Here is a 10379-nt window from a genome sequence, read left to right as displayed (position 1 = left end):
ATCTTCTGGAGTCTTGAGGTCCTTGGCTAGTTCGTTGGCTAAGGCTTGTAATTTACTACGATCCATTGTGTTGTGTTCCATGTGGCTATCCTTCTATGAAGGTTAATTGACCGCAGGAACTTACACAGAAATATTTACAGGGTCAAATGAGTCTACATATCCTGGCTTACAACCTTAAACGAGTGATGAACATCATGGGTAGCAGCAATCTAATGAAGGCGATGGCGACGTAAGGCGAGAGCCTTACTCAATCTGTAATAAGCAGACCTGAGTAACGCCTCTACGAGGCGTTACTAAAAAATCACAAATTACCAAAACAGAATTGTTGGCTCAACCAGAAGCGTTTGATTTAAGGCCAAAACCCGTGTACACGCTTTAAATCTAAATCAATGGAAGTATTTTGGGTTTTTACACAGCCTCGGCCACAAGCAGCCATTCGCTGAAGGTCTAGAAAAGGAACCCTCAAGACCTATTCAAGATCTCTGTCGATTTATGAATAATATATGTGTATAGTAAAAACTGTTTTTTAAACTTTTTAATACAGAGAGTAATTTGGCCAGTAGCAAGCAGGTCTAGTCAATTCCGATTACAGTTGCCAGTCAAACTGGCGCTGTTGAATTGAACCAGTTTTATAGTTAAAGCAGTATTTATTAAGCCGCTGCTTCTTTAAGGATATTTATGTTGTCTACTGCGCTTGCCAGTTTTGTTGCTGTTTTTGCTGCCTTATTCCCAGTGATTAACCCACTGGGGGACGGCCCTATTTTTCTCAATATGGTTCAAGGGTGCTCTGAGACCGTTCGCAATAAATTAGCGAGAAGCGTGAGTATTAATTGTTTTTTCATGTTGTTAGCTTCAATGTTAATTGGCCCTCAACTGCTATTGTTTTTTGGAATATCTCTACCAGCACTCAAGCTAGCTGGGGGAGCAGTAGTTATTGCAATGGGCTGGAATCTTCTGAATCAGAAAAGTGGATCCGATAAGGGCGCCAGTGGATCGGCGGGTATTACAGATGACACATCTGCAGGGAGCGCCTTTTTCCCGCTAACAATGCCTCTAACAGTTGGCCCCGGCTCTATTGCAACCGCAATTGCCTTAGTAGCTGCGTATCAAGACGGTAAAAGCCTTAATCTTATCAATGAACTACCTGCTGTCGTAGGTACGGTAGCGGCACTTTTTGCACTGTCCCTTACTATTTATTTTATCTACCGTGAGTCTTCTGGCATTCAGCGAGTCTTTGGGGTCAATGGCACTAATGTATTAATGCGTCTTTTCGCCTTTATTTTGCTTGCGATTGGAGTACAGATTTTTTTAGGTGGGATTAGTGGTTTTTCAGTAGATTTAAATAAAGTGATTTCGGCACATTAATACTTTATCTTTTTATTCCATAATTTTTTTGTAATTAACTTTTCGGAGATAGCTATGTGTACAAGAGTCGTTTACCTAGGTGAAAACAATACTGTTTTAACTGGGCGCTCAATGGATTGGGGTCAAGACATGCAAAGTGATCTTTGGCTTTTTCCTAAAGGGATGTCTCGTAATGGGGCCGGTGGCGCAGGTACACCAGAGTGGATTTCTAAATATGGTAGCGTGATTGTTGCTGGATACAACATGGGAAGCGCAGATGGCATGAATGAAAAAGGATTAGTTGCAAACATGCTATACCTAGCGGAGTCGGATTACGGAACTACTGAAGGCAAGCCTCCGCTTTGTATTTCAACTTGGATCCAATACACATTAGATAACTATGCAACCGTAGCTGAAGCAGTGGCAGCCCTTCAATCTGAGCCTTTTAGAATTTTGGCTCCAATACTGCCCAATGGGCGCCCATGCAGTCAACATATGTCTATATCTGATGCGAGTGGTGACTCTGCTATTTGCGAATATATCGATGGTAAATTAGTAATTCATCACAGTAAAGCATTTCAGGTGATGACCAATTCCCCGACTTACGACCAACAGCTAGCTTTGAATGCTTACTGGGAGCAAATTGGTGGCGCCACCTTCTTACCTGGAACCATTAGCGCAGCAGACCGTTTTGTGAGGACATCCTATTTTATTGGAGCCATTCCTACGGCGGTTGATAAAAATTATATTACTTCAGTGCCTGAGGAGAAGTTTCAGTATCAGGCTGTAGCTTCTTTAATGGGAGTATTGAGATCAATAGGAGTTCCCTTGGGGATTACTACTCCCGATAAGCCTAATATTTCTTCTAGTATCTGGCGAACAATCTCAGATCAAAGCAACATGATTTATTACTTTGATTCTGCTACTACGCCAAATACTTTTTGGGTTGATTTTAAGGATGTTGATTTTTCAAATGGTGCCCCAGTTAAAAAATTAGCAGTGGCGGGCGGCAAGTACTATGCAGGTAATGCCGCTAGTCAATTTGTTGCTGCAGAGCCATTTACCTTCCTAGCAGATTCTGTAACACAATAACTTGGTGCCTTGATGGAAGTATGGTACACGCACTTCCATCAAGCTAAATCTTGGCGTGAAATTTGTAAAAGCGTCTTTCTCTTCTGTCCTAAGAGTCTGCTTTGGGTCGGACTCTGCCGATTGGGCTTAGGCAGTGTGATTGTCTGCTTTGAATTTAAAAGCCGCCTGATGTATTCCTTGCGTGTCTAACGCCGAGTGTGAGTCTGAAGGAAAGGGCTAATTCTTATTGCCAATTTAAATGCACTAAAGCAGAGGGAAGGCTTGCATAAAAAGTGCTCTAAATCTGCATAATAGAACAAGTAGCAAACCAATAGAAACAAGGGGTTACGAGCCCCTGAGCGCCAATTCTATTATGCAAATTACTACTTGTTAGTCATTGATTAATATAGATAAAGTGTCACTCAAGTACATTGGCTACGAACCAAGGGGTCGTAAGTTCAAATCCTGATAGCCGCGCCAAATATGAGAACCTCCTGTCCGCATACTTAATATCTTTTCCTTATTAACTATCGTGCTTATAGCGCCCGGTGGTTCAGTAAATCAAATGCCCCACAGCAAAGAAAAACCAGTCTTACGCCAAGTTATTACAACCTCGAACGGGGCCTTAAGGGTTAAGCTAAGTCCTGAGGGTCCGAATTTAGTAGTCTTTACCTTGGGGTTGATGTGACAGGAGAGGTTGGGACGGCTGGTTAATCTCTTACTTTCGGCTTACTTAAGCCCAGAAAAGTAAAAAGGCTTTCAAGCCGATTGACCTGAAAGCCTTATACATACTGGTTGCGGGGGCAGGATTTGAACCTACGACCTTCGGGTTATGAGCCCGACGAGCTGCCAGACTGCTCCACCCCGCGTCTGAAGCTGTGATTCTACCATTTTTTGGACCCTCTTGTCGAGGGAACCCTCTAAAAGAAGCATAAATAAGGGCATTTTTAAGGGTTTTGAGAGCTATAAAGAGCCTCTTTTAAGGAGTAACATATTGCCACGCAACAACACCCAAGGGCTTATTAATGTCAGTTAGCAATCCTGAGTTTTCAGAATCATCCTTATTGAGGCCTGTGGAAGTCTCGCGAGAGAATAATCCGCATAAAAAAGGCGCCTCTATATCTCTGATGTTTGCTGCCATTGGTATTGTTTTCGGTGACATCGGCACGAGCCCTTTGTATGCTCTTAAGGAATGTTTTAGTACTGAGCATGGCATTCCTTTTTCCCCGGATGCTGTTTATGGGGTGATCTCCATGGTGTTCTGGGCATTTGCAATTGTTGTGTCTCTTAAATATGTGATGTTTGTGATGCGTGCAAACAATCATGGGGAGGGCGGAATTTTGGCCCTCATGGCTTTGGCACTGAGAACTGCACCTTCAGGATCTAAGCGTGCCAGTATGATCATCATGGCTGGTGTATTTGGTGCCTGCATGTTCTATGGCGATGCCATTATTACTCCAGCAATTTCTGTCTTATCCGCCGTTGAAGGTCTAGAGGTGATATCGAGCGATCTCACCCGTTTTGTTTTGCCAATCACCATCTTTATTTTGGCCGCACTCTTTTTTATTCAAAAGACCGGTACCGATGTTGTTGGTAAGCTATTTGGTCCAATCATGATGATCTGGTTTATTACGATTGGATTGATGGGTGTTCATCAAGTTATTCAGAACCCCGCTATTTTCGCTGCAATTAATCCCCTCCACGCTGTCGGATTTCTGATTGAGCATTCCTTGCAGGGCTTTATTGTTCTTGGGGCAGTGTTCTTAGTGTTAACTGGAGCCGAAGCCTTATATGCGGATATGGGCCACTTTGGAGTGAAGCCAATACGCATGGGCTGGTTTTATATTGTGATGCCATGTTTGCTATTGAACTATTTTGGTCAAGGAGCAATGTTTCTAAACAATCCTGAGACTATCTCTAACCCATTTTTCTTGATGGTGCCTGAGGCTTTTGTATTTCCATTAGTCATTTTGGCAACCTTGGCAACAGTGATCGCATCTCAGGCGGTGATCTCAGGCGCCTTCTCGATGACCAGTCAGGCGATCTTGTTGGGATTTGTACCGCGCATGAAAGTACGTCATACCTCTGATCGCGAAATCGGTCAAATCTATATGCCTTTTGTCAATTGGTCGCTGTTGGTTTTGGTGATTATTGTTGTCTTAGCATTTAAAAAATCTGAAAACTTAGCAGCCGCATACGGTATTGCTGTTACCACCACCATGATTGTGACAACATTTTTAGCGGCCATTGTGATGCGTATTGTTTGGCGTTGGAATACATTCCTTGTCGCTTTGGTGATTGGTGCTTTCTTGATCGTCGATTTAGCGTTTTTAACAGCAAACCTTCTAAAAATATTAGAAGGCGGTTGGTTCCCACTTCTGTTGGGTGCCGTTTGTTTCTTGTTCTTAATGACTTGGTATCAAGGCCGTAAAATCCTGCGCCATAATGCTGTTAATAATGGCATTGAACTAAAAAGCTTTATTGATGGCTTAATGCAACATCCTCCTCATCGGGTGGAGGGTACGGCAGTTTTTCTTACAGCCCACGTAGATTATTTACCGGTTTCTTTCTTGCACAATCTCAAGCATAACCACGTTATGCATGAACGAGTCTTTTTCTTAAAGGTTAGCATTTGGGATGTGCCCTATGTCAAAGATGAGGAGCGTATTACCTTGCGTGATTTGGGTAATGGAATTTATGTGGTTCGTGCAGTCTATGGATTTAATGAAACCCCTGACATGGGCCACATCATTGAGTTGATCGAGACATCCTCTGGACTTAAATTTGATTTGATGAATACGTCCTTCTTCTTATCACGCGATACGATTATTGCCTCTCCAGAGATTCCTGGAATGGCTGTTTGGCGTGAGCGCCTGTTCTGCTGGATGTATCAAAATGCTGGTCGTCAATCTGACTTCTTTAAGATCCCTGCCAATCGCTTAGTTGAACTTGGCGCCAAGGTGGAAATTTGAGAAGAGATCTACCGGCGCGCTCAAAAATATTGCTTGGGGCTTTATTGGTTGTTTGCTCTATGAGCGGTGTTGTTCTAGCTACTCCTGCTGAAGAGGCAGAGTTGGAGCAGCTCAACAAGATTGAACAAGAGCTTGAGTTGCAACGTGAGTGGGCCAAGTATCGCTGGAGTAATGAATCGTCCGCTTGCTATCTCAACTTTTGGGTGAACTACTGTTTAGGTGATGCTAGGGCAGAGTACCGTAAGGAGTTAGACCCTATTAGGGCGCAGGAAGTAGCTGTTCATGAGGCTCAGCGCAAGTTGCGCGAGAACATTAAAAATCAAGATGATATTAAGCGAGCCGCTGATCGTGCTGCTCCTGAGAAGGCTGCCGAACGTGCTGCCAATCAACGTGAGTACGAAGAGAAGCAAAAAGATGCTGCTGCTAGAGCGGCTGATTTAGAGCAGCGTCGTAAAGATGCCCCTAAGCGCGCCCAAGAAAATAAAGCTGGCACTCAACTCGACTAATTTAGTCGTTCTAAATTTCATTAGGTAAGCACTTGGCAAAAGTTAAAACGGTCTATATCTGTCAGTCATGCGGTGGCACATCTGCTAAGTGGCAAGGACAGTGCCCTTCCTGTCAGGCATGGAACACTTTGGAGGAGGGTCTTCCTGAGGTCAGTTCAAATACGCGGTTTCAGGGGTTAGCGCAGTCACTGCCTAGACAAAAACTTTCGGCAATCAGTGCCGAAGACTTGCCCAGATTTAGCACGGGAGTAGAAGAGTTTGATCGTGTACTTGGTGGTGGTTTAGTTCCTGGAGGTGTAGTGCTTTTGGGTGGCGATCCAGGTATCGGTAAATCCACATTGCTTTTGCAAGCACTGGCAGAAATGAGTTCTGCTGGTATGAATGTCCTCTATAGTAGTGGCGAAGAATCTGCTGCGCAGATTGCCTTGCGCGCTAAAAGAATTGCTTTGGATGCACCTCAGTTAGAAGTTCTCGCAGAGATTCAGCTCGAGAAATTACTTTCCATTATGGATACCGTAAAACCTCAGGTATTGGTGGTGGATTCGATTCAGACCTTGTATTCAGACTTACTCAGCTCGGCTCCTGGATCAGTTGCTCAGGTTAGGGAATGCGCAGCGCAATTAACAAGGGCTGCTAAGTCAAGTGGCATCTGTGTGTTGATGGTGGGTCACGTAACCAAAGATGGTCATTTAGCTGGCCCGCGAGTCTTAGAGCATATTGTCGATACCGTACTGTATTTTGAAGGCGACACTCACTCCTCATTCCGTTTGGTGCGCTCGATCAAGAATCGTTTTGGCGCTGTAAATGAGTTGGGCGTGTTTGCTATGACTGAAAAGGGATTGCGCGGCGTTACTAATCCTTCAGCAATCTTTTTATCGCAGCATGAGCAAATGGTTCCTGGTGCTTGTGTCTTGGTGACTCAAGAGGGTAGTCGCCCACTGTTGGTAGAGATTCAGGCTCTGGTAGATACAGCGCACGTTCCTAATCCGCGCCGCCTTGCAGTTGGGCTAGAGCAGGCGCGCTTAGCGATGCTCTTGGCCGTATTGCACCGCCATGCTGGTGTGGCTTGCTTTGATCAAGATGTTTTTCTAAATGCAGTTGGTGGTGTCAAAATTTCTGAGCCAGCAGCTGACTTAGCGGTTCTTCTGGCAATTCAATCTTCGATTCGCAATCGCGCTTTACCAAAAGAGTTAATTGTTTTTGGTGAGGTGGGTTTAGCTGGAGAAATTCGTCCCTGTCCGCGTGGGCAGGAGCGTTTAAAAGAGGCCGCTAAATTGGGCTTCACAGTGGCCATCATTCCTAAGGCAAATATGCCGAAGACCAAAATACCGGGATTAAGAGTGATCCCAGTGGAGCGCATTGATCAGGCGATTGCTGCAGCTGCGGAATTGAATTAGGGTCTTAGCGCAGGTCTTCTGCTTGAATCAGCAATACCTGTTCTTCACCTGCAGAAACTTCCATCCAGATTGCGGGTACCTGTGGAAATGCCTTTTTAAAGTGTTCATATTCATTGCCAATCTCAATCAAGATTGCGCCGCGCTCTGAGAGGTAATCGGGAGCAGCGGCAATGATGCGCCTGATTAAATCCATGCCATCGTCACCCCCTGCTAAGGCAAGTGCAGGTTCAGCGTGATACTCCGCCGGTAAGGCATCCATCGAGTGAGCATTGACATAAGGTGGGTTGCAAATAATGAGATCAAAAAGATTGTCATCATTAGGCTCGGGTAGTGCATCCCATAGATCGCCATTCAGCAATTCAATTTGAGAGTCAAGATTGTGGCGATCCACATTTCGAGCTGCTAGAGAAAGCGCAGGCATGCTGATGTCGCAAGCACTGACGTGAATATCAGGACAGGATAGCGCCAGAAGGATGGCAAGCGAACCATTGCCAGTGCAAAGGTCAAGCACCTTACCGTCAGCAGGCAACCATGGCTCTAACATTCCTTCAACGATGAGTTCAGCAATCCAAGAGCGGGGTACGATGCTTTGCTCGCTACAGTAGAACGGTATACCCATTAACCAGGCTTCACCCAAGATGTAAGCCAAAGGTTTGCGCGTCAGAATTCTTTCATCGGCGATGAGTAATGCCTTTTGTAACTGCTCTGACGTCAGAATGTGACCTGGCTGATCGAGTGCCTCTACAGGACTTAGATCTAGTTGTTTGCTAGCAATCCACAAGGCTTCACTTTGCGCATCTAAAGCACCATGGCCGTAGTGCAAGTTAGCAGAATCTAATTTTTGTGCAATTTTCTCAATGCACTCTTTTAGAGAAAGATTTTGTGAAGGCTCAGGATCCATATTGGATAAATGTTGGGTGATAAAGCGCTAGTAGAAATTAAGCAACCAGTTGCTCAAGGGTTCTGCGATAGATATTTTTAAGAGGCTCTACGTTATCGACAATGACACACTCGTTAATCTTATGGCTGGTGGCATTGAGGGGGCCGAACTCCACCACTTCTTTGCAGACTTTGGAAATGAAGCGACCATCACTGGTGCCGCCAGTAGTCGATAGTTCGGTGGTGATCTGAGTTTCTGCTTTGATAGCTGTGCTCAAGGCATTAGCCAGAGCGCCGTTGCCGGTCAGGAAGGGGCTTGCACCCAGATGCCAGTCAATCTGAAAATCTAGGCCAGCCTCTTTGAGGATTTTCTCAACACGCTCCTGTAGTTGCTCGGGCTTGCTTTCGGTAGAGAAGCGGAAATTAAAGTCTATAGACAATTCACCAGGGATGATGTTGTTTGCACCAGTGCCAGAATGAATATTCGAAATCTGAAAACTGGTTGGTTGAAAATATTCATTCCCTTTATCCCACTCTGTTTCTGACAGAGTGGCAATAGCGGGGGCTGCCAAGTGAATTGGATTCTTACCTAGATGAGGGTAAGCAATATGCGCTTGAATACCATTCACAATCAGTTTTCCTGAGAGGGAGCCGCGACGACCGTTTTTAATCATGTCGCCAAGGCGATCTACTGATGTGGGTTCGCCAATGACGCAATAGTCTAGACGCTGACCTTGTTTCTGGAGGCGCTCACACATGATGACGGTGCCATCGTGAGCGGGACCTTCTTCATCGCTCGTGATCAAAAAGGCGATAGAGCCCTCATGATTAGGATGGGTGATGATAAATTCTTCTGTTGCAACTACAAAGCCAGCTAAAGAGGTTTTCATATCTGCAGCGCCGCGCCCATAGAGCATGCCATCTCGAATGGTTGGAGTAAACGGATCGCTCTCCCATTTCTCCAGAGGGCCAGTTGGCACCACATCGGTATGACCGGCAAATACGAATACTTTGCCTTGATCGCCCGCAGTACCTTTTTTAATAGCCCATAAATTGGTGACCTGAAAGTTTTCAGGACCACTAACGATGCTTTCTGTTTGAAAGCCAATAGCTTGCAGTCTTTTGGCGATGAGATCTTGGCAGCCACCATCAGCGGGAGTGACTGATCGACAAGCGATCAGCGCTTTAGTAAGCTCGAGTGCGGCGCTCATAAGATCTTTTTATTCCAATTAGTCGCGAAGTAATTCGTTAATGGCTGTTTTTGCTCTGGTCTGGGCATCTACTTTCTTCACGATCACAGCAGCATACAGACTGTACTTACCGCAAGCTGAGGGTAGGGATCCTGGAACCACAACCGATCCAGCAGGAACGCGACCATAGTGCACTTCGCCAGTTTCACGGTCATAAATCTTGGTGCTTTGACCAATATAGACACCCATGGAAAGAACAGCGTTTTCTTCGATAATGACGCCTTCAACAACCTCTGAACGCGCGCCAATGAAGCAGTTGTCCTCAATGATGACTGGACCAGCTTGAATTGGCTCCAAAACCCCACCAATACCAACGCCACCAGAAAGATGAACGTTTTTACCAATTTGCGCGCATGAACCAACGGTAGCCCAGGTGTCTACCATACTGCCTTCACCCACATAAGCGCCAATATTGACGTAGGAAGGCATTAAAACAGCATTTTTACCGATAAATGAGCCGCGGCGGGCCATTGCAGGGGGTACAACCCTAAAACCGCCTGCCGCAAAGTCTGCCGCAGTGTAGTTCTCAAATTTGCTAGGGACCTTGTCATAGAACTGGGTGTAACCACCGGCTGCCATGGGTTTGTTGTCTTCTAGGCGGAAAGAGAGCAAAACAGCCTTCTTAACCCATTGATTTACTTCCCACTGCCCTACGCTACGGCGCTCAGCAACGCGAATACTGCCGTCATTTAGACCCTCTAAGACAGCGTTAACAGCACTGCGGATGTCTGCTGGGGCGCTTTCAGGGGAGAGGTTAGCGCGGTTTTCCCAGGCTTGTTCGATGATGCTTTGTGGTGATTGGCTCATGCTTTTTAGTTAACTATCAGATTGTTAAGGGATTTTGGCCCGGAATGTAGATTTATCATTATATCGATGGGGAAAAAACGCGTGTAAGGAGCTCCAAGCTTGCTATCATCTTCCCACTTTAGCTTTAGTTTTTATCCCCTTTATTTGAACCTC

8 protein-coding genes and 1 tRNA gene are annotated in these 10379 nt (G+C 45.4%); 5 read left to right on the top strand and 4 right to left on the bottom strand.

Features of this window, described 5'->3' with window-relative positions:
- Positions 1-678 precede the first annotated feature (678 nt).
- Both ICN47_RS07720 and ICN47_RS07715 read left to right on the top strand, forming a co-directional pair.
- Complete coding sequence (locus tag ICN47_RS07720; protein WP_216219354.1) at positions 679-1365, top strand: MarC family protein; 687 nt, start codon at positions 679-681, stop codon at positions 1363-1365.
- 54 nt (positions 1366-1419) lie between these two features.
- The gene (locus tag ICN47_RS07715; protein ID WP_216219353.1) at positions 1420-2436 is read left to right on the top strand and encodes a linear amide C-N hydrolase; all 1017 of its coding nucleotides are present in this window, start codon (positions 1420-1422) and stop codon (positions 2434-2436) included.
- A 771-nt stretch (positions 2437-3207) separates the two neighbouring features.
- Here the strand turns inward: ICN47_RS07715 and ICN47_RS07710 are convergent.
- A tRNA-Met gene (locus tag ICN47_RS07710) sits at positions 3208-3284 on the bottom strand.
- A 156-nt stretch (positions 3285-3440) separates the two neighbouring features.
- Here ICN47_RS07710 and ICN47_RS07705 point away from each other — a divergent pair.
- The 3 genes from ICN47_RS07705 to radA are packed head-to-tail and all read left to right on the top strand — an operon-like array spanning position 3441 to position 7290.
- The gene (locus ICN47_RS07705) at positions 3441-5387 is read left to right on the top strand and encodes a potassium transporter Kup (RefSeq protein ID WP_216219352.1); all 1947 of its coding nucleotides are present in this window, start codon (positions 3441-3443) and stop codon (positions 5385-5387) included.
- Positions 5384-5893: a hypothetical protein gene (locus ICN47_RS07700; protein ID WP_216219351.1), complete on the top strand. Its 510-nt coding sequence runs from the start codon at positions 5384-5386 to the stop codon at positions 5891-5893. Before ICN47_RS07705 ends, ICN47_RS07700 begins: the two co-directional genes overlap by 4 nt.
- Positions 5894-5925: 32 nt before the next feature.
- Complete coding sequence (radA, locus tag ICN47_RS07695; RefSeq protein WP_216219350.1) at positions 5926-7290, top strand: DNA repair protein RadA; 1365 nt, start codon at positions 5926-5928, stop codon at positions 7288-7290.
- Between the two features lie 4 nt (positions 7291-7294).
- Here the strand turns inward: radA and prmB are convergent, their stop codons facing one another.
- The 3 genes from prmB to dapD are packed head-to-tail and all read right to left on the bottom strand — an operon-like array spanning position 7295 to position 10226.
- Positions 7295-8191 carry a 50S ribosomal protein L3 N(5)-glutamine methyltransferase gene (gene prmB / locus ICN47_RS07690; RefSeq protein ID WP_216219349.1) on the bottom strand — a complete coding sequence of 299 codons (897 nt, stop codon included), beginning with the start codon at positions 8189-8191 and terminating at the stop codon, positions 7295-7297.
- A gap of 37 nt (positions 8192-8228) precedes the next feature.
- Positions 8229-9380, bottom strand: coding sequence for a succinyl-diaminopimelate desuccinylase (gene dapE, locus ICN47_RS07685; RefSeq protein WP_216219348.1), 1152 nt, complete (start codon positions 9378-9380; stop codon positions 8229-8231).
- Positions 9381-9398: 18 nt separating this feature from the next.
- Positions 9399-10226 (bottom strand): 2,3,4,5-tetrahydropyridine-2,6-dicarboxylate N-succinyltransferase, encoded by an 828-nt coding sequence (gene dapD / locus ICN47_RS07680; RefSeq protein WP_216219347.1) that lies wholly within the window; start codon positions 10224-10226, stop codon positions 9399-9401.
- Positions 10227-10379: the final 153 nt, after the last annotated feature.

It is taken from the genome of Polynucleobacter sp. AP-Latsch-80-C2 (assembly GCF_018882185.1).
Lineage (GTDB): Bacteria > Pseudomonadota > Gammaproteobacteria > Burkholderiales > Burkholderiaceae > Polynucleobacter.
The sequence above is the reverse complement of the archived record's forward strand: the minus strand, read 5'-3'. Positions and strand labels throughout refer to the sequence as shown.

Coding starts and splice junctions, on each gene's coding strand:
- dapD (WP_216219347.1), bottom strand. CDS start 10,226: ATGAGCCAATCACCACAAAGCATCATCGAACAAGCCTGGGAAAACCGC.
- ICN47_RS07715 (WP_216219353.1), top strand. CDS start 1,420: ATGTGTACAAGAGTCGTTTACCTAGGTGAAAACAATACTGTTTTAACT.
- prmB (WP_216219349.1), bottom strand. CDS start 8,191: ATGGATCCTGAGCCTTCACAAAATCTTTCTCTAAAAGAGTGCATTGAG.
- dapE (WP_216219348.1), bottom strand. CDS start 9,380: ATGAGCGCCGCACTCGAGCTTACTAAAGCGCTGATCGCTTGTCGATCA.
- ICN47_RS07705 (WP_216219352.1), top strand. CDS start 3,441: ATGTCAGTTAGCAATCCTGAGTTTTCAGAATCATCCTTATTGAGGCCT.
- ICN47_RS07720 (WP_216219354.1), top strand. CDS start 679: ATGTTGTCTACTGCGCTTGCCAGTTTTGTTGCTGTTTTTGCTGCCTTA.